Origin of the sequence: Paenibacillus sp. MER 180 (assembly GCF_023713665.1) — a bacterium.
Classification (GTDB): domain Bacteria; phylum Bacillota; class Bacilli; order Paenibacillales; family Paenibacillaceae; genus Paenibacillus_B; species Paenibacillus_B suaedae.
The window spans coordinates 450843-476186 of sequence record NZ_JAMAVT010000003.1 but is presented as its reverse complement, the minus strand read 5'-3'; the positions used below and the strand labels follow the sequence as shown (position 1 = coordinate 476186).

General features: G+C 42.2%; 22 protein-coding genes. All 22 read left to right on the top strand.

Annotation, left to right across the window (positions count from 1 at the left end):
* The first annotated feature begins 39 nt into the window (after positions 1-39).
* The 22 genes from M3661_RS07185 to M3661_RS07080 all read left to right on the top strand — a co-directional run bounded on the left by M3661_RS07185 (position 40) and on the right by M3661_RS07080 (position 25177).
* Complete coding sequence (locus M3661_RS07185) at positions 40-312, top strand: HU family DNA-binding protein (protein ID WP_142542919.1); 273 nt, start codon at positions 40-42, stop codon at positions 310-312.
* Between the two features lie 21 nt (positions 313-333).
* The gene (locus tag M3661_RS07180) at positions 334-1050 is read left to right on the top strand and encodes a hypothetical protein (protein ID WP_142542920.1); all 717 of its coding nucleotides are present in this window, start codon (positions 334-336) and stop codon (positions 1048-1050) included.
* Between the two features lie 48 nt (positions 1051-1098).
* The gene (locus M3661_RS07175) at positions 1099-1866 is read left to right on the top strand and encodes a hypothetical protein (RefSeq protein WP_251483185.1); all 768 of its coding nucleotides are present in this window, start codon (positions 1099-1101) and stop codon (positions 1864-1866) included.
* 96 nt (positions 1867-1962) lie between these two features.
* Positions 1963-2448 (top strand): hypothetical protein, encoded by a 486-nt coding sequence (locus tag M3661_RS07170; RefSeq protein ID WP_251483184.1) that lies wholly within the window; start codon positions 1963-1965, stop codon positions 2446-2448.
* Positions 2449-2520: 72 nt separating this feature from the next.
* The gene (locus tag M3661_RS07165) at positions 2521-2931 is read left to right on the top strand and encodes a hypothetical protein (protein WP_251483182.1); all 411 of its coding nucleotides are present in this window, start codon (positions 2521-2523) and stop codon (positions 2929-2931) included.
* 76 nt (positions 2932-3007) lie between these two features.
* Positions 3008-8443, top strand: a complete 5436-nt coding sequence (locus M3661_RS07160; protein ID WP_251483180.1) for a phage tail tape measure protein — start codon at positions 3008-3010, stop codon at positions 8441-8443.
* Positions 8444-8490: 47 nt separating this feature from the next.
* Positions 8491-11970 (top strand): phage tail spike protein, encoded by a 3480-nt coding sequence (locus M3661_RS07155; RefSeq protein WP_251483177.1) that lies wholly within the window; start codon positions 8491-8493, stop codon positions 11968-11970.
* A 58-nt stretch (positions 11971-12028) separates the two neighbouring features.
* Positions 12029-12523, top strand: coding sequence for a hypothetical protein (locus tag M3661_RS07150; RefSeq protein WP_251483175.1), 495 nt, complete (start codon positions 12029-12031; stop codon positions 12521-12523).
* Between the two features lie 21 nt (positions 12524-12544).
* Complete coding sequence (locus M3661_RS07145; RefSeq protein ID WP_251483173.1) at positions 12545-13141, top strand: distal tail protein Dit; 597 nt, start codon at positions 12545-12547, stop codon at positions 13139-13141.
* A 15-nt stretch (positions 13142-13156) separates the two neighbouring features.
* A complete protein-coding gene (locus M3661_RS07140; RefSeq protein WP_251483171.1) occupies positions 13157-13792 on the top strand; it encodes a hypothetical protein in 636 nt (211 codons plus the stop codon).
* A 12-nt stretch (positions 13793-13804) separates the two neighbouring features.
* On the top strand, positions 13805-14446 hold the full coding sequence (locus tag M3661_RS07135; protein ID WP_251483169.1) for a phage tail family protein: 642 nt from the start codon (positions 13805-13807) through the stop codon (positions 14444-14446).
* A 39-nt stretch (positions 14447-14485) separates the two neighbouring features.
* A complete protein-coding gene (locus tag M3661_RS07130; protein WP_251483167.1) occupies positions 14486-15640 on the top strand; it encodes a hypothetical protein in 1155 nt (384 codons plus the stop codon).
* A gap of 26 nt (positions 15641-15666) precedes the next feature.
* Positions 15667-16026 carry a hypothetical protein gene (locus tag M3661_RS07125; RefSeq protein WP_138186370.1) on the top strand — a complete coding sequence of 120 codons (360 nt, stop codon included), beginning with the start codon at positions 15667-15669 and terminating at the stop codon, positions 16024-16026.
* A 40-nt stretch (positions 16027-16066) separates the two neighbouring features.
* Positions 16067-16591 (top strand): hypothetical protein, encoded by a 525-nt coding sequence (locus M3661_RS07120; RefSeq protein WP_251483165.1) that lies wholly within the window; start codon positions 16067-16069, stop codon positions 16589-16591.
* Between the two features lie 76 nt (positions 16592-16667).
* Complete coding sequence (locus tag M3661_RS07115; protein WP_251483163.1) at positions 16668-17282, top strand: hypothetical protein; 615 nt, start codon at positions 16668-16670, stop codon at positions 17280-17282.
* Between the two features lie 18 nt (positions 17283-17300).
* Entirely contained in the window at positions 17301-18341 is a 1041-nt protein-coding gene (locus M3661_RS07110; protein ID WP_251483161.1) for a hypothetical protein, read from the top strand.
* Positions 18342-18360: 19 nt separating this feature from the next.
* Positions 18361-19251 (top strand): discoidin domain-containing protein, encoded by an 891-nt coding sequence (locus M3661_RS07105; RefSeq protein ID WP_251483159.1) that lies wholly within the window; start codon positions 18361-18363, stop codon positions 19249-19251.
* A 16-nt stretch (positions 19252-19267) separates the two neighbouring features.
* Positions 19268-19837, top strand: a complete 570-nt coding sequence (locus M3661_RS07100) for a hypothetical protein (protein WP_251483157.1) — start codon at positions 19268-19270, stop codon at positions 19835-19837.
* 16 nt (positions 19838-19853) lie between these two features.
* Entirely contained in the window at positions 19854-20999 is a 1146-nt protein-coding gene (locus M3661_RS07095; protein WP_251483155.1) for a discoidin domain-containing protein, read from the top strand.
* Between the two features lie 21 nt (positions 21000-21020).
* The gene (locus tag M3661_RS07090) at positions 21021-21755 is read left to right on the top strand and encodes a discoidin domain-containing protein (protein WP_251483153.1); all 735 of its coding nucleotides are present in this window, start codon (positions 21021-21023) and stop codon (positions 21753-21755) included.
* A gap of 38 nt (positions 21756-21793) precedes the next feature.
* Positions 21794-22861, top strand: coding sequence for a discoidin domain-containing protein (locus M3661_RS07085; protein ID WP_251483151.1), 1068 nt, complete (start codon positions 21794-21796; stop codon positions 22859-22861).
* Between the two features lie 48 nt (positions 22862-22909).
* Positions 22910-25177: a hypothetical protein gene (locus tag M3661_RS07080; protein WP_251483149.1), complete on the top strand. Its 2268-nt coding sequence runs from the start codon at positions 22910-22912 to the stop codon at positions 25175-25177.
* Positions 25178-25344 lie beyond the last annotated feature (167 nt).

Genomic DNA, 25344 nt, shown 5'->3' with positions numbered 1-25344 from the left:
TGATATTAAACTAAAAATAAGCATTAAGGAGGTGATAACATGAACAAGCGTCAATTGATTTCATTAGTAGCAGAACATACAGGCTACAAGAAAAAAGAAGTCGAGGCTATCATCACATCATCATTAGATCATATCATTTCAAGTTTGGCATCTAATGATGATGTGAGCATTACGAACTTCGGCAAATTTTCGGTCAAGAATCGCACGGAACGCACCGCTCGCAATCCCAAAACGGGAGCGACGGTCAAGGTCTCCGCCAAGCGAGTACCGGCCTTCACATTTGCCACTGCCGTTAAGCAAGCAGTTCAATAACAGATTCTTTAGGTGGCCGTTATGGTGATTGATCGTCTACAAGCATTCCTTGGCTATCCGTACATAACGGATACCGGAATTAAGCTTTACTCGCCTACAATTGCAGAGATTGCCGACATGGGCTACTTGGATTATATGATCCATCTGCAATTGAGCCTGTTCGACAAGAGCAAAATCTTGCTCGAGCTGTTTCGAATCAACTTCGAAAAATATGAATCATTGAAGGATGAAAACGATTATGATGTTCTCATCCAGAATCAAGCCATTCGCGATTACATTGCGAAGTCCTTATCGGTGTTCGTGAAGGATACTGTAGAATTTGATGAGAACAGACTTGCTTTTTATGTTGGCGAAGTTGAATTTATTAATAAAAATAATTATACAAAAATAAGTTCATCGATTCAGGAGCTCAATGCGATCGTAGATGCAGCTAATCCGAATCCGAAGTTCAAAAACGGTAAGGCAAAGGAAATTCTCGACAAGCTGAATCATTACCGCAACCAGCATAAGCAGAAGGACAGTCTGGATCTTAAGGATATTCTGTCGATCCTGTGCGCAGCCGACGGCAATGGCATCAACGTGTTCAATGTTCATCAGCTTACCATCTATCAAGCGTATGAGCATTTTGAACGTACGATAGTAAAAGACAAATACCAAAGACTTCTTCCAGTCTGGGCAAACGGCTATTTGCAAGAAAATGCGCAGTTGCCCGAATGGATAAGCAAAACCAAATTTTAAAATACACAAACTACTACATTACAGTGTTGATATGGAGGAAATATTACTATGGCATTTAATCTTGGTCGTTACGGTTCCCGCGATGTTTTGAATCTTCAATTTTTCGATGCAGCTACGAACGCTCCGCTTATGACGATGGACTATGCGAAAACAAGCTCGCAAGAAATTCAATCGACTCGCGTCTATGCAATGGGCGCAGGCTCCCGCCGAATCGCTTGGGACGGCGAGAAAACAGCGACGCTTAAAGTGGATACGCAAATCTTCTCGATGGAACACCTTGCGATGCTTGCGGGCGAGGACATCAAAGAAGCCGCGCAAAACATTTACCGCACGGAAATCGCCAAAGTCGAAGATGACGGCTCCAATGGAATGATTGTGAATCTGCAGAAGGCTCCGGTTGGCGACATCGTCATCTATCCGTTCGTGAACGGCGTTGCCGTGAAGCAGAACCAAAAAGGCGCCGCAACCGGCAAAGTCGTGAAGTTGGATGCTTCTGCTACCGTTAAAATCGGTGACGAGGTCGAAGTATTCTATCAATCCGAAGTGAAATCCGCCCACAAGTTGTCCTTCACGGCGAAAAGCTTCCCGAAATACGTGAAGCTTGTCGGCGACACAATTTTCATGGACGAGGTGTCCACAGAAGCAGCAGCCGTGCAAACGGTATTCTATAAAGCGAAGCTGCAGCCTAACTTCACGCTCAGCTCCGGTTCCGAAGGAGATCCAACGACATTGAGCCTTGTCTTCGATCTGTTCCCACAAAAAATTAACGGAGAAGACACGATTGCGGACATGATCGTCTACGACTCCAAAGAATAATAATACTTGATGCATTGAGCGATTAGGAGAGGGCCTGTCCCTCCCCTAATCCTTCTCATGATACGAAACCATATCTTACATAAGGAGTGATTTGGCATGGCTAAAAAATTGACAGTCACAGGTCTGAAAAAAGCGGAATCCAAGTTTAATGAACGTAAAAAAATTATGGTTCACGATAATGAATATGAGGTCACTATTCATACGGTATTCAGAGAATCTCTTATTGAGAAGACTGTATTCGCCTACTTAACACTGCTCCATGATCTGAAGTCAAGATCGGAAGTCGACGATGAATTGATTCGGGGAACATTGGCACTTCTCTACACCTTGATTTTGCGGGAATTCTCGAACCTGCCGATCCCGAAGGAAAATCAAATCGAGGAATTGGTAACGGTATCGAAGTCCCTGCTCGACACCGGAATTATGAAAGAAGTATTCGATGCGTATCCAAAGGAAGAGCTTGCTAAGATAGACAAGAAGCTAACAGATGTTAGCAATAATATGGGCAGCATGATTGGCGAGATGGCCATCTCCTCCACTCTGCAAGATAGCAAGGCGGACGAATCAGAAGCTGCATTATAACGTAAACCTTCATATAGCATTGATAAGATGTTCACTCCCCCTCCCAATCATATCTTTTAAAAGGAGTTCTGCATGAAGCTATTTAAATACGAACTAGAGCCTTTTATTCAATTTCTCCATCGATTGCAGCTTGAACGGGAGCACAGTAGAATGCGCACCCGGTTTAAGAAGCTGCTTATGGAGCAATACCAACAGTTTACGGCGGATCTGAACGAAATCAACCAGTATTACCTTGCAAGAGACGAAGATGGCAATCCCCTAATGATCGATGATATATATCATTTCTCTGACAACGACCAACGTATTCAGGAGATTGAACAATTAGCTCGCGAAGAAGTCATCATCGAACAGAACGATAGCAATGCAACAATGCTGCAATCCATTCGGGAATCGGTTCTGCACCGTTCCCCTCTGGAATATGCCGGCGACGAAGCCGATCATTACGATCGCTTCTGCGAGATCGTGGAACAAATTCATGCGTAGGCAATAACACAACCAGCATCTCGCAGGATGCTGGTTGTGTTATTTCTTAACGAACAAAAAGGAGGGATCATATATCGTGAACACTACCGACTTAATAAGAGCATTGGGAAGACATCAATTAAATATGAATGTTAATCTCAACTTCAATATTCAATCCATTTTCCAAATCTTCGCCCAAATAGAAGAACAAGCAGATAAATCGAGTGATAAATTAAAAGCTGCTTTCTCCAAAACGTTAACCTGGTTGTCCTCAACTACGACTGCGGCGTTGAAAAACGCCATCTCCACCATTGAGCAAGTTGATAAAAAAATAAATCAATTGAAAAAGGTAATGAGCTCCGATACCAACTTTAATCGAATGCTCACTGAGTCAATCAAGACAGCGAAACAGTACGGCAGTACATTGAACGACGTATTGGATACTACCAAGGAGATTGCACGCAAAGGGTTCGACGGGAATCAGTCGACGAAAATCAACCGGACAGCCATGCTTGCCCAGAACGTTACCGATCTTTCTTCTGAAGAAGCAGTCAAAACAATATCCGGCGCGATGGAAAACTTCAATATCGAAGCAAGTAAAAGCGTCCATATTCTGGATGCACTAAATGAAGTCAACAATAAGTTCTCTTATTCTACGAAGGATCTCGGTCTCGCCATGAATCAAGCTGGAGCAGATGCCAAGAAATATGGCGTAAGCATGGAACAATTACTTGGACATGCAACTGCGATCGGATCTGTCACCCAAGAATCGGGAGATAGCATCGGCAGGGCATTAAGTACGATTTATGCAAAGGCAAATAACAAAGCTTCAGCCGAAAACCTAAGTGATGTCGGCGTATCCATTCGGGATCAGGTAACGGGAGAATTGAAAACTGCCTCCAACATTTTGGATCAACTGGCGAAAAAATGGAGTTCTCTATCCCTTGAGAAACAGTTTGACATTGCCAAGTCTTTGGGCGGAGATCAAATCAAGCCGTTCATTGCGCTTATGTCCAACTATCAGATGGCCGTAGGGGCTACGGAAACCGCGTTGAATAGTCAGGGCTCGGCCATGCGCGACAATGAATCGTACATGGAATCCCTTGAAGGACGAATCAATCGTATGCAAACCGCTTGGCAAGAGCTTGCCCTTACGGTGGGAGATGCCTTCTTGACTGATTCTCTTATCGGTTTGATCAATGCAGCTACTGCCGCAGGTACCAGCATATCCTGGTTAACCGAGCATTTCGGAACGCTCCCTGTCGTGATATTTGCGGTAACTACGACACTATCCGTGCTTAATCGCGTTTTTAAATCTCTTATTATAGAAAATGCAAAAGCGGTTGCGGCTATGTTCGGCATCGTCCCCGCTGCAAACGCGGCATCAGCAGGCGTTGGCAGATTAACTGCAGTAACAAATGTTTTAAAGGCAGGATTAAAAGGACTGTTTGCTTCAAGTCTAGTAGGAATAGGGTTTGCCGCAATTGGCTGGTTAGCAGAAAAGGTTATTGGCCTCTTTGGCGACACAAAAACCGAAATGGTGAGCGTAACCGAAACTTCGGACAAAATGATCCAATCCATTTCCGATCAAAAAAATCTTGAAAATTTAGCACAAGGCTATGAGGAACTGGCTAAAAAGCTGAGCTTGACAACTGAAGAGCGAATGAGGCTAGCAAGCATCGAAAGCGAGCTCCAGTCTAAATACGGAATTACCTTAAACGCATTAGACAGCAGTAACTCTGCATATCAAGAAAATATTGAGTTTATTAAATTAAAAATCTCCCTTCTCAAAGAACAAACTAAGGAATTAAGAGATCAGGCAGCAATTGAGTATAGAAGCAATAAATCACAAATCGATTCTGAAATAGAAAAACAACTACCTAAAGTAGAGAAAGCAAGACAAAAAAAACTTGAAGCACAACAAAAAATAACTGATTTCGAAAAAAGATTTTCTGCAATTCCAGAACATGATCGTAATGATCCTCAATTTTTACGAAGTGTTAATTTTCAGAGGCAAGACTTCTATAAAGAATTACAGGCTGCTGATGAAGAGTTAAATAAACAGACTAGTAATCTTCAGAATTCCATTAAAACGAAAAAAGAAGCGCTGTTAGGTGAGTTTGAAAATTATATTGATGAATTTCAAGCAGAGGGAACGAAAATAAGCGGTTCAACACGTGACCTATTCAATGTTCTTGCAGAAGTAATTGCAAATTCCAATGCAGATGTTTCAAAAGATCAGTTCGATAATATTTTTAAAGTTTTTCAAAATTCCGATATTCAAACGGTTGATGACTTTAGAGCAGCTATTGAAAAAACAGTCCCATCTATTAATTTTACAGATGATCTATTGAAAAAAATAAAGATATCTCTTGCCCAAATGCGAATGAATCCAGAATTACTCAATGATCTGGATAAATTTAATGAAAAAGCATCAAACAAAGATATTTTTAAGAACGCAATTAATGAATACGGTCCTGAGATAAAAAAACTGAATCAAATCATCTACGATTTAAACAATTCTCAGGCACTATCTGCAGAACAGGTAACTCAATTAATCACAGATTACCCTGAACTAACCGATAAAGTAAAGCAAAATGCAGATGGATATTATATTGAAGTCAGCGCTCTAGATGAACTAAGAAAAGCAAGAATTCAAAAAGCAATAGATAGTATGCAAAAAGATGAAGAGGATGCAATTGCAACTTTAAACAATACACTAGTGCGTATTGGTGCATTTCATGAAGAAATGGGAGCAATTCGCGATGCCGCTACTGCTCGGAAGTTAAAAGATGACTTAATCGATAGAAAAGACTCCATTGAGACTTTAGGTCTGGGTTATCTTTATCTACCGGAATCATTTAAGAATTCTCAAGTGTATCAGAAATTTACTAAGGAAAGAAATGCTAAAATTGATGAGTCTATAAGTGAGATTGACGCTTTTCTAGCCGGCTCAAGTGAAAGAGAAGATAGAGTAAAATCTTATTTTAATTTACTTTCTAACCCCAATTATGGAGTAAATTCAAAATCCGGGTCAAAATCCTCTTCCTCCCCTTCCTCAGGAAAGGATAAGCAGGAAAAAGAAGAAACCTTTACATCCAGCATTAAATTCAATAAAGAGGAAGAGGCCGTCAATAAGGTCAATGCCTCCTTGGAAACGAACCAGCGACAAATCGATGAGGCGATCGCATCGGGGAAAAGCTACAATCAGCATTTAACCAAACGCATCTCCTTGTATAACGACCTGCTTACCGTTCTGAATAACCTGCGCAAAGTCCAAAATGATGAGAAGTTTGCTTTGAAGCAAAAGCTGACCGCACATGGACTCGTTGACAAAAACGGCGAGGTAGTAGCAGATGTCGGGGGAAAACTTGAGAAAATCGCAAAAGATAAAAAGAACACCGAGTTCGCCAAGAAGCTGGAACAGGATGTTGAGGATTATATTTCTGTCACCAACTCTTTAAATGAAACGAGATCCAAAATTGATCAAGCGGTCATGAGTTTGTCGGAGGGCTACAGCAAGAAATGGGAGGCCAATCAGGACAAGCACAAAAAGAAACAGGATAACATCAAGCATAACATCGCTATGATGGGCGAGATTGATACTCCGGAAGAGAAGACAAAGTATGCCCAGTATGTTGAAACAGGCTATCAGGATTCGCTCCAAGAGCGCCGTGAACTCAATGATGAAATATACACCGCTCAACGTACTTTGAACAATCCCAAAAAAACAGCAGAGCAAAAGCGCGCCGCTGTAGTTTATCTGAAAAGCCTCACAGGATTGATGCAGGGCAAAGATGAGGAACTTGTTAAGCAAGCGGAAGATACCGGTAAAGCACAGGCTGAGGCGATGGTCGCCGGATACGAGCAAAACATCGAAAAGCTGAAACAGGAAAAAGAACTGCTTGGCAGCCTGGATACGGAAAAAAAGAAAAAAAGAGCGGTCGAAATTGATAAGCAAATTGCCGATCAGTATGTCCAAATGAATCTCGACATCAATACGCAATTAATCGAGCTCGAACGCAAATTGGGCACTGATCTGGGTCCCGCTGAAAAAGCGAGAATACAATTCAAGCTCCAACTACTGCAAAAATACCATCAGGATGCCCGCAAGCAAATCGTAGACTTTCATGACGCCGAGGTAAGAACAAAATCCGAGCAGGCCGATAAGATCATCGATAATCTGAAAAAATTGTATCAGAAAGAAAAAGAGCTTAAAGAGCAGGCCGTCGAGGAAGAAATCAAAAAAGAAAATGAACGTTACGAAAAACGCACGAAGCTGCTGGACAAAGATCTCAAAAACTATGAGAAATATATCAATGCTCAGTTAAAATCCTTCGATCGAGCGAATGCGGAAGATGACTATGAGGAGCAGCTCAAAAAGCTGATTCAGGAAAGACAATTGCTGCAGGACAAGCTCAATGTGCTTGCAATGGACAGCTCGTTCGAAGCAAAGGTCAAGCGAAAAAACATTCAGGAGCAACTGGACACGAAAAACGAGGAAATCTCGAAATATAAGCGCGATCATGAGCGTGAGCAGCGCAAAAACGGTTTGCAGGATCAACTCGAGGATCGACGAGAAATCATTGAGAAGCAAAAAGAACTTGAAGAGGAAGCACATAAAAATAAGCTTGACGATCTGGATAAAGAAAAGAAAAAGATTGATCAGCACTATAAAGGGCTTCTCGAGGATGAGGAAAGATATCATAATTTGAAGGCCTTACTAATGGGCAATGATACAGTTAAAATGAATGAAGAGCTCAGTAAAATCCGGGGATCTTATAACGTATTTTTTGATTATCTCGCTACTCAGAGTGAAATCATTGGTGAGAAAATGTTCAAAAATCTTAATTCTTCCTTTAAACAGGATTTCAATGATTTTACCAAATTCACCGATCATGAGAGCAAATCTAGTAATGGCTCCCCTTCAACCAGCAACGGGAATTCGGGACAAAGCGGCGGCAGCTCCGATCAAAGTCAGCAGCTCAGGGATTGGAATCAATATTTGGACAATAAACGGAAGGCGGAAAAGCTCACGAAGGATGTGATCGACCTAAGCCGCGTGAACCCAAATCATCCCGATATCAAAAAGTCCAAGCAGGAAATCGAAAAACTGCGCAAAGCGAATGATATATTACGTGCCAAGCATCATTTTCTCGACGGTTCCTTTAAAGAGCTAGAGAACAAAAAACCACCGTTTTCAGCCGAATCAGGCGGCATAACACCTCAGTTCTCTGGACCGAAGTGGCTTCTTGCCCATGAAAAAGAAATTGTCCTCAATAAAGCGGACACCTCCAACATGCTGAAAATCGTGGACATGACACGCAATATCGTCGGATCGATGAAGGCGTGGAAACCCGATGCTTTCTCTTTAAAGATGCCGAATCAAAGCGCCAGCATGAACTCCAACAGTAGCAGCAGCATTAACATCAGCAAGGTCGAGATTAACGCTAACGACAGAGATACGGGTGAGAGCCTGCTGGACAAATTCAAGTCCGCACTCAATACAAGCCTGCGTCATCGTACTATATAACATATCTTTCTCTCCCCTACTTTTAACAATGAAAGGATGTGAGACAATTGCTAGGAGATATAGATTGGCAGCGCAAGCCGGATAAGCCTCAATACTTCATCGCCAAGCCTAACCGCGAAATTATCGCCAAACTCAGCGAAGCATATGATGACCATATCCGCAGGAAGCTGAATGATGTGGACGAGCTTGAGCTATCCGTCCCTTATAGACTAGACGTGAACCATTTGTGGATCGATAACCGTAATATTGAACTCCTGAAGGAGCGTTATTTGATCAAGGTTGTGCACCAGAATCAGACAGAATGGTTCATGATTAATGAAATCAGCGAAAGTGTAGGCACTGATAAAGACAGCAAAACAATCAAATGTTATTCAGCCGCCCATGAGCTGACCGACAAAGCCATCCGCATGTATGAAGCGCAATCGTATCATGCAGAACAAGTGCTTACCGATCTCTTGAAAAATACGATATGGAGCATCGATTATTTGGATGCCGATTTCAAGCTTACTTACCGGGCGTTCGAGTTCCCGAACACCAACGTATTGTCAGCAGTGCTTTCCGTTGCCGAGACCTATAACGCAATCGTACATTTCGATACGGACAAACGCATGATCAGCATGACGAAGCCGGAACTGACCGGCATCAACCGCGGACTTACCTTCTCTTACGGCAAATACATGAAGTCATTGGGAAAGAACATAAAAACCGATGAGATGGTTACCCGGCTGTCGGCAACCGGTCATGACGGCCTTGGCATTCAGCGAGTGAATCCTACTGGTCAAAATTATATTGAGAATTTCGGCTACTTCATGTACCCGTTCGAACGTGATCAACAGAAACAGGTTCTCTCCTCCAGCTATCATATGAGCGACTCATTGTGTCATGCTCTGAAGGACTATGAAGCCTTGGTTGAATCGAAGAGAGGACAGTTCGATGCTTTTTTAAAAGAGAGAAAATCGCTGGAACTTCAGCTTGGCAGTCTTGAAGTAGAATTGGATCGCCTAAAAAACAATGAGGTCGTCGTCACGGACAGAGTCATTAGTCAGCAATTCGACCAAAAAATGTTCTTCGAGCGATATCATCACAGCGGCAGCAGCTCCCGCTCCTTCACGTTGAATCCCATTTACCCCTACGCTATATTAGCAAAAATAGACAATGCGCAAGGCGTGAACATACAGATTAATGGTACATCCGTATCCTCATCGTCGGGTAAATGGGTTCTTCTTCACAAAGTTAAGGGCGATGAACAGGTTACCGTCAGCTTCGATGGCGGCACTGCCAGCGTTTTTCTTCAAATTGCGAGCATTACACTAGATGAATGGAATCTTGCCGGCGCCGACCGCGACATCGTGGAACGATACAGTCTCGATAATACAGAGAATCAGATTCGACTGAAGCAACTGGAGATCGACTCTGTAAACCGTCAATTGCAAGCGGTGCAAACCAAGATAAGCGAACTTCAGGCAACGCTTGCTCATGATCAGAACTTCACCCCGGAGCAGCTGCAGGAGCTTAACTTGTTCGTCATCGAAAGAGAATTCAGCGATGAGAAATACATCGAAGAGGAAGATCTATATGAGGCAGCGCTGGAAAAATTCAAGGAGTTGCAGCAGCCGTCGCTTTCCATCGACATCGATATCGTAAACTTCCTAGAAGTCATCGAGGAGCAGCACAATTGGGATAAGCTCAAACTGGGGGATTTCGTCAATATCAAGTACGAGCCTACGAAAACCTCTGTTGTCGCGCGTATCTCTGAAATCAATTATGATTTCGAATCTTCCAATATTGGCATCGTGTTAAGCAATTTTAAAAATGTGAATGATGAAGCTTCACGCATTGAAAAATTCCTGAATGAATCCAAAAACACCTCCATCATCGTTGACGCAAGCAAAAATAAGTGGGGCAAGGCCGTAGTGGATACATCGAGCATGAGCAAGCTGTTCGATAACTTCTGGGATAAAATTACGAACCAAATCAACATGAGCATCAATAATACGGTCGACATCAACAACAAGGGAATTACCATTACCGACCCAAATGATCCGCTGCGCTTCCTTCGCTTGACGAACGGTCAGGTCGGCTTGACCCGCTCTGGTGGGCTCCGCTACGAGACGGCTATCTCCGCAGATGGCGTCATTGCCGAGATGGTACTCGGCAAAATCATTCTGGGACAACGCGTCGTAATCGGCGATACGACTGGTGTGTTTACGATTGAGGGCTCGCGCCTCATGATTGACGACCGCTGCGGCCGGGAAGTCGTGAAGCTCGGGCTTCTTTCAGAGACACCGGACAAATTCGGATTCTATCTAAATCGCTATGCCAGTAAGAACTGCGGAGATACGAGCATCATGAACCGAGTATTGATGACCGCAGATGAAGGCTTTGTCATTGAACGCAAGCGCGACGGCGGTTTCCAGAAAACATTGTATACAACCCTGGATGGAGATTTGATGTTCATTGGCGATTTGCAGGTCGGCGAGGGCGATAAAGTGTTCAAGGTCAACAAGCAGCAAGGCTTGAGCCTAGGGGCTTCCACCTGGTCTTCCGCACCGTTCCGGGCCGATATGTACGGCAATGTCTGGATGAACAAGCTATTTGCGGATGACGCGCAAATCGAAAACTCATTTTTCAAAAACGGCGAAATTGAAGGTTCTAAGCTCACCCTGCGAGACGGGGGCGGCATCATGAAAATGTACCCACAAACCGGATTTTGGGCAGGTGCCGAAGAGGCAATTGACGCCCCTGTATGGATCAAAATGGACGGTACTGCCATTGTTAAAAAGCTGATCGTGACGGATAAAAATAACACCCTGCTCATGGATTCCGAGAACAAGAAAATTTTCATGAATCAATGGGACGTAATTGGAGCCGGTGCAATCGACGCTGGTCTCATAGCGACCAATATCATTACGAGTCAGGACGGATTTATTTCCGATCTGACGGCAGGCAGGCTATCTACATTGACCAATGTGGCTAAAAATGAGTGGACGAACTATATCCGCGTTGAAGGTAATAGCATCAAATTCATTACAGGCAAGGTCAAGGATGGGAGCGAAAAGCACAAAACACTTGAGGATGGTCGCTATCTGTACTGGAAAAACCCCGATCAAAAAGGGCAAATGACCATAGAAAAGACAAATTATCCGGTCATGGAATATGAGATGGACGAAAAGATTAAGCAAGAGATTTCGTTCGATGGCACCGGAGATCAGGCAGAGCCCAGAAGATTCATCGGCTTGGGCGACGGTTCCCCTAACGATGGCGGCAGAGCCATTGAAAGAAAGTACAGAGGCGGCTACGAACTGAAATACGGGGCCAGCAATACGGGAAGGGAAAGAAGCATCAATCTGTCAGACCAAGGAATATTCCTTAAAGTAGACTCCGGCGGAGCAAAAATTAGCCACAACTCCGGTTCCTTCATCGAAATTACGTCAGACGGTGCCATTCATATTAAATCTACGAAGGATATGAAGTTCGAATCCGCCGGCAACATGAAATTCATAGCGCCAAGAATCGATCTGAACTAATTGGTTTTATTACGAATCTCGCTTTTGCGGGATTTTTTTATGTTGAGGAGGTGACGATATGGCGGCAATCGCGCTGAATGGCCATCGAACCGCACAATCTATTAAGTCAGGACATGTCAGGTATGATATTGAACGTTACGAGGATTATTGGTGTGCAGATCGAGACCCCGTTACAAAAGAATGTACTGATCGTCGCGGGGATAGATGGTATTCAGATGGGTCCGGAAGTACCGATGCGTTAATTAAAGGAAATATACGAGCTTCCTTGACCTCTATTTGTGTGAATGGCGTTCCGATATGCGCTGCTGGCGATCCCGTTGATGAAGATTGGACAGCTACCCCACCTGTTCCATCCAATACGTCACATACCAGATACGTCAATATTCGCCCCGGAACATCTGATAGCGGTCGAGGATATATCGCGGCAGGGAACAATTCCAATGTCTATTCCAACGGCAAGCTCATTGCTGTCCAAGGCTCGACAGTAACTACACATCTGAACACTTCAACGACCATCCAAGAAGGAAATCAGTCTGTCCATATTGGAGGTTAAACGAAAGGAGGGATAACGATCATGATACGAGATTCGATGTACTTCTCCTATGCAGGGAAGAAATCAAGCGATTTCGGCATTATCAACGTAACCATCGGTGACAACATGATGCTGGAAGAACCGCTCGCCAGCTCGCGCGAAATATTGGAAGAATCGATCAAAGGCAGCACTCGCCCCTACTTTCAGGGAATGAAAAAGAGTCCGTTTCGATTCAGCGTCTCCTTCGCCTTCGAGGATACATGGGATACTGACAAAATAAGAGAGGTAGCGAGATGGTTAACCGAGCAAGATTACTATAAAGAGCTTTACTTTTCCTCTGATCCTGAACGCATATTCTATGCAATCGTCGTTGATGAGCCGACTCTCGTTCACAATTCACTCTCTCAGGGGTATATGAATTTGACGTTTCGATGCGATTCTCCCTATGCTTACTCGCCTACTTACTTATCACCTGTGTATGAATGGCGCGAGAGCTTAATCGATTCAACCATGACAGACTTTTCTAAAGGAACCAAGAAAGCTTTGAAAGTGCAGGCAAACGGAAGTCTAGTACTGGATTCCACCATACCGAAATGGAATGATTATTTGCCGGGAACAAAATGGTCGGATATCTCATAACGAAAGGAGCTTATCATGTCAAAGACAACAAAAAAATTAGGGCTTAAAACACCCGAATTCACTGACGAAATCCATCAAACGCTGCAAGATTTAAGCGACAATTTCAATGTGCTGGACAATGTCTCAAACGATTATCGCGATACCTCTCCGCTATCTGAAAAATGGCGGCATAATCATATCATTTGGAATTCGAAGCCCGCCATCGGCGAATACGTCGGTTGGGTAAATACGCGCGAGGGCAGAGCCGCTCCTCATTGGAAGCCGCTGCAATCCTTTACGAACGGCGATCACATTATTCCAACTACCGATAACGGCCACGTCTACCAGTGCATTCAATCAGGGAATTCCGGAGTCATGGAGCCCGTATTCCCCGCTTCAGCGGGTAAAGAAGTTCAGGATACGCGCGGCGCGATGACGTGGGAACGCTCTAAGCTCTATGTCAAAAACGATGTCGTCTTTCCTACTATAGATAACGGCCGATTTTATGTATGCATTACCGAAGGGGAATCCGGCGGGATTGAGCCTTCATGGTCGCTGACAACCGGCACGAGCATATATGACGGGAATGCCGTATGGCTGGGATATCGGATCGCAAAATGGAAAGAAAGTGGAATATCCGCCCTCTTCAGACCATTCGGCAAGATAGATTAGAGGTGCTGTAATATGACAAACTGGCTTTCTCTAACGAATCTACAAGGTGTTTATACCTCGGAACCCATCGATATTTCGCTATACGGAGACGGAGCAATCACAAAAATAAGCTGGGAAAGCATTACTCCCGAAAAATGCAAGCTAATTGTTCAATCTTCCCTATCCCGTGATGATGGCTACTCTTGGAGTGATTGGAAGATTTGCTTGAATGGAGCAGCAATCCCGGACATTAATATCGATACCAGTCTTTATTCCATGAAGTTCCGTTACAGAATCATCATACAGTCGCATGATTATACATTATCGCCCGAATTTAAAGGACTCTCCCTTCAACTTGAGCCGATCATATTATTTGATAACAGGGGTGACGTGGATTGCAAACCGGAACTGTGGATTACCAAAGTCGGCAATGGGGAAATTAAGCTGATCAACACCTCCAACGGCAATGAAGAGTTCAGCTTCAAAGACTTGATTCATGACGAAACGGTCTATGTGAACAATGAACGCGAACATATCGACACCTCTTTGGCTGCAACGTACCGTTATAAAGACTTCAATGACAATTACCTGTCACTTCCGCAAGGTCAAAATATATTCAAAGTGAGCGGAAATGCCAATATCCAATTCAGATATCAGTTTAGAAGACTTCAATAATTTAGCCCTCACAACATGAACAGAAAGGAGCTGAAAGCCATGGCCCAATTGGGCACTCATCTAGAGCTAAATGATCCAGTCACCATCATTTGGCGTGAAGGCACCGCCGCAGAGCCGCTTAAAGATCACCTGGACTCTCTACCAGTAATCAATAACATCATCACGTTGCTGGAGATACCATCCAGTACGCATAAAGTACTCATTGATGGATTTACAGAGGTTAGTCAGGAGAAATATAGGCAAAAACGACATTTGGAACAAAACGAGATCCTTGTCAATTACGCAAACGGAAGCGTGCAATTCCATCCCTCGCATGAAGGAAAAACTTTTCTATGCAAATATAAAGGAAAAGGACTCATACTCTACCCCGCTTCCCGCATTTATGCAATGGTTGAGCGCCATCCGGATGTAGTTACGACATTACAGGATCTTATTGACGAAATGTTGTTGCGGCTTCAGGAGAATAACAACGCTATCGATAAATTGGAAAAAGTGATGGCTGAAGCCGCAGCAGCGACCAAGCAAGCCAACATAGCGACCGACAATACAAAGCAGGCGACTGACGATGCAAAGTTAGCGACCGAAAAGGCATTGCTGGCATACAAAACTACGATGTTAGTATTCAAACCGCCGGTAGCCGATCTGAAAGAATTAACGAACACTTATCCGTACCCACACGCCGGATGGACAGTTCAAACCTATAAGGACGGGAAAAGATACCGTTTTGACGGCAAGGATTGGATTTTGATCGATATATTCGGCCAGAACATTCAAGTCGTCAATGAGCACACTAATGGACTCATGTCTGTTGCAGAGCATGTAAAGCTAAAGCAAATCCCTATGGAAGTGAAAGATCGCGTTATTGTGTTCTGCCTCCCATCGTTCGTCTCACAAGGCATCCAAAGCATTACCGCAAAGTTTCCATTCGATGGTGAATTAATTGCCGCTGAAGCGATCTGCAGCTCTCCTGGAGAATCGATATCCGAAATTGCGATCGAGAAATCGATTGACTGGGTAAACTGGAGCCCCGTATTTTCCAATAACCTGATCCTTAAACCGTTCCAGCATACTGATGATCGTTCCGCAAAAATTAGCAACAAGATTGTACGAGCAGGAGACCTATTTCGGATTGATATCCTAGAGGCAGGAAACAATTTGCAAAATGTCACAATCAATTTGATCGTGAAAATCTGAATTCGGAATAAGGAGGTGATGAGAAAATGGATAGAGGTTCGCAAGTATGGGGATCAAAATCGTTGGATGCTCAAGCAGTTGTCATTCATGCAAGCAATAATACATTTTCATGCTCGGTCGACGGCGTCGAATATGAGATTACAATTCCTGACGGAATCTACGAAACGGACAAAGCACACTTTGCATCCGATTTGATAGATCCCATCAATTACGGACTGCAAGCCATACAGGCACCTATCAAGGCATTGCTGGGAGGCGTCCGCATCGAGGAACTGAAGAACGTGCTTGTCTTTGAGCATACAGATAAAGCTAACCGACACGTTATTGAGCAGTTCAAGGGCACAGCGAAGGATTATATTTGGGGCGATGTAGAGTTTTCCAGATAGACACATATTCATAAAAATAAACGAAATGAGGAATATTCAAATGACAGTACCTGTAGTTACATGGATGGATTCTACGCACACAGCAGAAATTACACAGCCGTTCGATTTTGGCGTCATTGAAGCGGATTCAAAAAGCAAGGTTCGCACATTCAATATTTGGAACAATCGCAACGGAGATAAAGATGTCTCCAAAATGGAAGATTGCACGTTCACCACTCGCGACATGAAGGGTGGCTATGACGTTGAGCTTGTCAAAGAGCATTGGTTTCATGTCCAAGTTGATTCATTGAATGAAACGGATATTGACGATGATGCATCGAAAGTCGGCAAAGACTTTTCTAAACCTATCGGGACGACGGGCAGCACGAAAAAAGATCACGCCGGTACCCCGCTCTCTGTTCCCCTCACCCCAGCTCAGCAAGAAATTCTCGGCGTCAACAATAATGGAGATCCGATGGATGCCGCAGGGAACTATGTCACTGTGTCCGTTCAAGCCGACGTTCCGCTGAATGCAACAAGCGGGCGGCAAGATTTCAAATTGCGTGTCTCTTATCGCTACATCTAATTTTCATATATCCAATTAAGGCGGGGTTTTTATACCCCGTCTTTTCCTATTCTCACAATACAATGGGAGGTTCCTCATGATATTCGATAATCCTGCAATCAAGCGTTCACCAGTGGCGCAAAGCTTTATTTGGGTCGCTGAATACTACGATAATACTCACTTATCCGAATACAATTTCGATAATAAAAGAGCAAACAGTTTTTATCATATTAATAAAAATAAACTAATACGTTTTGGATTGATCGGTGAAGGCTCACAAATTTATTTTGATGTCGGCAATGGCGTCTTTACGCTTAACGAACATCGACTCTCTCTCTCCTACGTTACTTCTAACCAAGAGTATCCGCTCACGGGTCGAACATTTTTGTATAACGACATTATTACCTACAAAAATGCGGTATCTGATGCCAAGCTGTTTTACGCAGGGTCGCATGACGGCCGATTCTCAAGCACAATTACGCAATTCAATGTCGGCTACAAGAAAAAAATGCAGCTTCACAACGCCAATATCGACTATCAATGCATCCTATCGATTCCCTATGAAGAGGCAGCTTTTTTCCAAATTAAAATAACCTCGGATATTGATCTTGATGGAAAGCTGGTCATTCGACGCAACGGTCGCGTGGCAGATGAAATCGCAGCACCGCTCAAAGCCAAGCATGCAGGCATGATGAACTGGACGATCAAATAATGTTAAGGAGTGATTCATATGGAAAAGGTGCACTATCGCAAATTTACGCGCGATGAGTTCGATGCGGGCGTATGGGGGCAAATGAGACGCGTTGCTCTCGATCAGAACGGACAAGTCATGGGCATACATCACCCAGATGATACGAATAAATGGGAGGACGGTTCAGACGTAGATTGGACAGTCTATGAGAACAATGTCTGGAACTGCATGGTGCAAATCCCTAAATTTTATTATCGCGTCATGCGTGGAGACCATATTGGCTATGACACGTATCGATGCGAGATTTCGAGCACACCCGAATCAGGCTATAAGCTCCACCCTGCATTCGAACGAGAAGACGGCGTCATTGAAAACTATCAATATATGTCTGCCTTCGAAGGCTGGATTGACGCTGCGGGGAGACTTAGAAGCCTGCCAAACAAGGATGTTATCCACTCAAAAACAATAATCCAGTACAGAGAGGCAGCCTTAAAAAATGGCGACTGCTTCTCGCAACAAGATTTTTATCTGACTAGTGCAGTTCAAATGCTGTATTTAGTGGAGTATGGCGGATTTGATGCACAAAGGCTATTAGCAGTTGGTGCTAACGGAAATTCAAAATATTTACCAACAGGAAAAAGCATAGTTTCCGGAAATAAAAGCGGCGGTAACGATATTTTTATGTCCTATCGTGGAATCGAAAATTTTTACGGGAATTATTTGAAATATATGGATGGGATCAATATGAATTCCAGAATTGCATATGTGGCTAAAAAGAACTTCGAATCTAATAAATTTTCCGATCAATATATAAAAGTCTGTGAACTCCCCGTAACTGGTTACATCAAAAAATTCCATAATCTTGAAGGACATTTTGATTTTGCTTTCTTGGCATCGGATGTAAAGGGAAATGAAAATTCATACGTTACGGATTATTTATTTACTAACGCGAGTGGTCACTATGTTGTAACGCATGGTTCAACAGTACAGGTTTCTTTGAATGGATGTTTCGGATTTAATTCGATAAGAACAATTCACGATGCCACTAAAGAATACGCAGCTCGGCTCCAATATATTTAAGGAAAAAGGGGACGAGAAGATGAAAAAATTTGGATTCGAATATGTTAGCGATTTGGATAGACAACTTTCTTACGATGATCAAACCTTTCACAACGATTACAAGCCATTGCAGCACTTCTTCATAGGCGGCTTCGAATATGTGAGCGACAAGGACAATCAACTTTCTTACGAACCGGTACTCACTAAAACAATCATTTTCCACGACGGAGCATACAAAAAATTAGTTATGGGCTCCAGAGATATTTTGCAGCAAACCAATGCAGTTCCCATCATGACTTCCAACACTTCACCAACCGGCAGGGTATCCGCAAGCTCCAATGATGGAGCTAATTTTGAAGAATTTAGAGCATTCAATGGCCTCAAAGGCATTAATGTAGGTGATTATTGGAGAACGCCAACCACTTCCGGGTGGATTATGTACGAATTCGCTGTACCCAAGTGCATATATAAATACAACATCACCCCCTACTCCACAACGTCAACAATGAATCCTCGAGACTGGACGTTCGAAGGAAGTAATGACGGAATCAATTGGTCGATTCTAGATGAACGAAGCAGCATGACGGACGGAGGGGAATTCCTATGTCCGAACAGACAAGCATTCAACATGTATAAATTAAATGTTGCAAGCAATAATGGAGCGTCTGCCTTGACCATCGTAGAGCTTGAATTATTTGAACTAATACCCGGGAACTATGATGATTCATGGGAACAAGTTTCAACAGCTATACCAACAAAAGAAAATTTTGTAAAAGATGGAATTTCAAACATGCACGTATTAAATAGAAGCGAAGCTACGCATGACATATCGATGTCTTCTCAACAATTAAGCACCGGCAAGCTGTATAGAACTAAGGTCGATTGCAGCACATTTTTTGAAATTAACGCCTTACATGTTAAGAAAATTTGAAGGAGGTGGGAGTTGAATGGCAACGCATAACGTAGAAATCGCTATCGATATAGCCCAAGGAACATTTCATCATACCTATCTCGACAGTGGGCAACTAAAACTTCAAACTATCCAAACGAAGGATGAGAACGATAACATTATTTATCAAAACTATGGCTGGTGGGAGTCTTCCGTCATTGAATTGAAAGATAATGTGCACAGCTTCCAGTCATTAGTCAAACATCTCAATACAAAGGCCAAGTATAAGATTTTGACTAAAACTTCACATGATCGAACAACTTGGTCAAACTATGAAGAAATCAATAATGCCGATGGAAGTATTAAGAGTCCACTAGCTAAATATATCATGATCAAAATAGAAGTAACGCCTGATCTTGTCCCGAGACATTTTATCGTCGATGATTTTCAGAAGGATAAGTTCAAACTAGCATATGTGAACTCGGAGAATGGAGAATTCGGTCTTAAGAAATTGTACAATTATCGATTTACAAGAGACGATGCGTGGAAACATGATGGGACGCTTCTCCGAAAAAAAATAGAAAAAAGCAAGTTTAAAAAAATTGATCAATTAATTCTACAATCATAAATGGAGGTGATACAAATTGGCTTATTTATCGACGGAGAATGCAATTCCTGCTATGACGGGCGATATTCAACCGATAGGAAAAGCAAGTGCCAGCTCATTTATCAACAGAGCCGATCCTTGGAAAGCATTTAACCGAATCCAGGATGTAAACGGTTGGACCGTTAATTCATCTACAAACAGTTGGATCATGTACGAGTTCCCCACGGCAAAGATTATTAGAAAATATTCAATCAAATCCGATGCTTATCCACTTCGAGCTCCAACCTCCTGGACTTTTGAAGGCTCAAATGACGGAGTACACTTTACGGTATTAGATTCTAGGGAAAATATTAAGCCTTGGACGATTTACGATACAAAATCATTCGAGGTTACGAATAATCGTTATTACAAAATGTACCGCGTAAACATTCGTGCCAACAATTCGGATACCGGAGCAACTTCGATCGATCAAATCGAAATGTTTGAATATGTCCATGATTATCGTTACTTGATTTCTACTGATCCAGGCAAATATTATTCCTTGCAATATCAAAACGAAACCGAAATTCCATATATGAAATCGCCAACGTCTCCAAGCGGCGAAGCGACTGCCAGTTCTGCGTACAATAGCAGTAGAGAGCCTTGGCATGCATTTGATGGGAATAGTAATACAAGCTGGGCAAGCAATAAAGCTGTCGGTTGGCTCCAATATCGATTCACCGAGCTTAAGAAAATAAAAAAATATTCGATATTGATTACTGGCACTTCAGGAAGATCTCCTATCAGATGGACGTTTGAAGCAAGCTTGGATGGCTCTACTTGGGACATACTGGATGATCAATCGAACATAGACTGGGGAAGTCAAAAATATAAAGAATTTGTTATTCCCAACGAGAAATACTATTCAATCTATAGATTAAACGTCACAAAAAATAGCGGTTCGAATTCTACTCTTGAGATCGCGGAGCTAAAAATGAGCGAAAATATCGATTGGCTTATCTGCATCCCATTTCAAAGAGATGATATTCATAGTAAATTCGGACTGACTAAAAATATGGTAGTAGATTTCAACAGTGAGCTAAGTGGTAAAAAACGGATCGTTCATGATGCCCAAAGTGTTGGTTCCGGTAAAATCTTTCGCTTAACACTAACAGACAAGGTTACATCGATAAAGGTAGAATAATGCGTGAATGGAGGGATAAATATGACGGTTAATGAAAAATATCTTCTACATGCTAAAAACCAGAACTTTATCAAGCTAAAAAAAAGTCAAAAAAATCTGATTCCTGAGATGACATCTAACACTACACCCCTAGGTGTAGCAAAAGCAAGCTCAGTGTACAATTCATCCTATGATGCCTGGAAGGCCTTTAGCAAAACGACAGAATCGGATAAATATTTGGAATGTTGGGAAACGAGCAATAAGTCCCCAGCCTGGCTATCCTATGAATTTCAACATCCGTCGATGGTCGCGATATACACCATTCAAGCCATAAACGGTGACAACAACTTGAACCGAATGCCAAAAGACTGGATGTTTGAAGCAAGCATGGACGAAATGACTTGGGAGGTTCTCGACAGGCAACAGGATCAAATGAACTGGAGCAAAAATGAAATTCGAGCCTTCACCATCCCCTTCGACAAACGAAAGGAATATAAAATTTATAGAATCAACATCCAATCGAATAACGGTGGTGACTATGTTCTAATCAATAACTTGGAAATGCTTAATGATGATGCAGTACTAATAAAGCTTAATAAGTTAAAAGAAGATAAGATTAGCCAATATGGTACGTCAAAAATATCCGATTTCGACTTTAAAGCGGATATTCGCGAGATTCATTCTTCCACATTCATTTCAGCAAAGAATAGTAATATGGTTATATTTCAGCATGAAGTTGATTTGAAAAAGTATCGCATCAAAAAAATAATATTATAAATAAATATAAACATATATCTAGAAACAAGGAGGTAGGCATGAATTACAAAAGTATAATTCCGGTCATGAGTAGTGTAGATCAAAACGGATTTTTAATGACTACAACGGCTTCTTCTAATAATAATCACCTCCTACGTATTTTTGACGATAATCCGAATACAGCTTTTCGAAGCGGAACAACCCCCAAATTGCCTGAGTATATTACAATTCACTTTCCTAAACCGTATATAGTTGGTAAGTACAGCTTATGGATGGGACATGTTTACGGTGCCGACTTAGATATTATGCAGTCCTGGGAAATCGAAGGCTTAGATACCCTGAGTGATTCATGGGAGGTTCTGCACGCCGGCAGTTCGTTAAATGAAAAATGCACGCTAACATTTACATTCCCGCCTAGAAACATAAAAGCAATTCGGATCAAATGTCTATCCAAATACGGAAACAATACATGGGGACTCAATCTGTTCCAAATTTTCGAGATACAGTATGACTCAAAATTGCTGATTCATTCAGGGGGAAATTATCTCACTTATCGAAGCGACATTCATAATTGGAAAGTAGTTTCTCAGACAGAGCCAACGGAACAAGACTACTTGCAGAATGGTATGGATGAAAGCTTAGTAATCCCCGAAGCCGCATGGACAACCTTAAAAGGAAATATAGAAATTTGCTACTACACTGAAAATCTCCATAAAACCGAGGCCGCATTCTGTATTGAAACTAATCCGTTTACACTTGCTGAAGAGTTCGATGATAGCACATTGCAAGTGATCGAATATACCGAATATATGGATCAAAAAGAATCTCGGATTACATTGGAAACCTCTAAAGCATTCACACTTTATGACGAGGTTGGGGATAGTTTCGAAGTCCTGTATTATACCGACGATCCTACTAGTAATGAAGCGAAGCTATCGATCAGTCACAACTACTCCCCACTTGATCTAATCGAAGGAGATGTTGAATTGGTAACGTGGACAACAGAAAAGGAGGAAATCGTGAAGGATGAAATAAAACCGGATCTTGTTGCCTCCACCAATAATGGGGAGTACTTTTCCTCGTCCATTGATTTATCGAGCAAGCTGATTAACGTTGATGTCGAGTAGAGCTGTCAAGTTTAATTTCTTGCAATGCAATGCATAGGAGATGATGGGATGAGAACGAGTTATGACAACTTCGGTGGCCAAGGAGATCGCAGGAACATAATTTCAGTTACTTCTGATTTAAATTACAGCGGTTCCAGTGCTGCCGATTTATCAGTATTAATTGACGGACAATATAGCAATAATATTTATTTTGTAGACAGAGTTCCTTTACAAGAAAAAAGTATTACTTTCCATTTTACTAAAGACGTGTACATCGATGAATTGAGACTTCGTTCAAGTGAAATAAAGCGATATGGACAATGGAAAATTCAAGGGAGCAATAACGGTGTAGATTGGATTGACCTGAGCGAAGGATTCGAGCTAATCGGTACGCCCAATGGTTCAAATGTGGTTTATTTTACGAAAAACATGGATTTCTATACTTATTATCGCTTACGTGGCTTCGATGGAAGAAGTTCTTCTGCCGGTTACTTATGGGAATTTGAATTCAAATCACAGCTTAGAACTAATCAAAATTTAATAAAATCAGGCAATGGAACGTATAAAACTTATCGGCCTCGAAAAGTAATTCGATCCACCGTAATTCCCGTAATGACTTCCAACACGAGCCCTAAAGGCAGAGCCTTTGCAAAGGATAGTTACAGTGCTAGCTATGATCCTTGGAATGCATTTAATGGTTACGATGATTCAGAAGGCTATGCTTCAGCTAACGGAAGTGCTACTAACGGTTATCTAGGATACGAATTTGAGCAACCTATCATAATTGGAGAGTATCTTCTTAGAAGTCCAACTGCCGCAGATACACTGCAAAGAATGCCAAAAGATTGGACATTCGAAGGTTCAAATGATGGCATTTCCTGGTTCGTTCTTGATACGCAACAAAACCAAACTTGGACATCTGTCATACAAGATAAAATATATGAAATAAAATATCCAAAATTATTCAAGATGTATCGCATAAACTGGACTGCTAATAACGGTTTTAATGCATATACAGATATCAATGAGTTAAAAATGTTTACGGGGGATTTTGATGAAATGTGGGTGGATGTTCCCACCTTAAGTCCTACTGAGGATGATTTTAAGAAGTACGGGATGTACGACCTTTCCGTTATTCCCGAGGAAGCGTGGGCAGAGCTCAGTGCAAATCATTCCAATTGTGAAATCATCACATATGTTCCCCACAATCAACCCATGAAGCCTTTCAAAAAAACTTACATGGATTTCCCCCTAAATATTCATATAAACGCACTGCCTGATGAGCAGTTAGTGGTTCACCCTGATGATTTCGAACTTCACAATTCCTTGTCCGCTATAATCGTACAGAAACTTTCGCTCCAACCTGATGCCTACGAAGGTAAAGTTCGCATTATTGTTTCATTCAATAAAGGAACTACTTGGGAGGCCTACCATAATAGAAAATGGAAGCGCATCGACATTGCAGACTTATCTGAGGTCGCTGAAAAAGGAATGTCCCTTTCCACGATCGATTCATTGGGAGAACAACATTTCTCAGGCAAAGGGAATCAGATCAGAATTGCTTATTATTTAGATAATAGTATTCATCGTGAAGAAGAAATGAAGCTGGCAGGCAGCAAGCTAACAATTCCTTCTTCTGTCCATGATTTTAAGTTGAGCGATCTATCTCTTCATGCACTTAATACATTGCCTTTCGTCAATTTAACATTTGCCGGAAATAAATTAATCGGCAAGCTTGAAGATCCTGACGGAGGCAAAGTTCAATATCGAATCTTACTGAATGGCAAACCTTATTTTCCTGTTACGGGACAATTCACATCATTAGCGTCCTCACCTATCGACATTAATGTTTCGATATCGGAGAAAGACCTTATTTTCAATCAAGAGAATTTGCTTAAAGTAGAGTTTCAAGACTATTGGGGTCAGACGCAATTCTGGGAAACGAAATTTATCGGAACCTATTCCGGACTAATGTTCATGGATGAATCTGGTCTCTACTACTCGGACACATTTGGCGGAATTCTTCAGTATTTAGACTTTGACGTGATCATCGCGGGACAAACGACGTTGGACAAGAAGGTCATTATGAAAAATCAGCTAGGACATCCCGTCACGAATCTGAAGCTCAATGTAGTAAAAGATAAGCTTCCTGACGGAGTTAGCATTGAACTTTCAAGGGCCTCTACCCCATTCATTGCTTCGGAAGAGCTTCTGTATAGCCAAATCCTGAATAACAACGACACGATCGAATTTTATGTAAGGATCTCTACGAAAATAGGCGCAAAGCCCGTCACGAACGGAATCTTCGAAATTCGCGCCCATGCTAACCGGGTATAACCTCTCAATACAATGAGTTTGGAAGTGATAAGCTTGCATCAAGCATATGATAACACAAATAATACCAATAGAATGCAAGGAACCTTCATCCTTTATGGTTTCGCTACATCTGATGCTGCTTCTACTTGTAGAATTGTTCATAGGGCAAATCTCGATTTACATGCGGG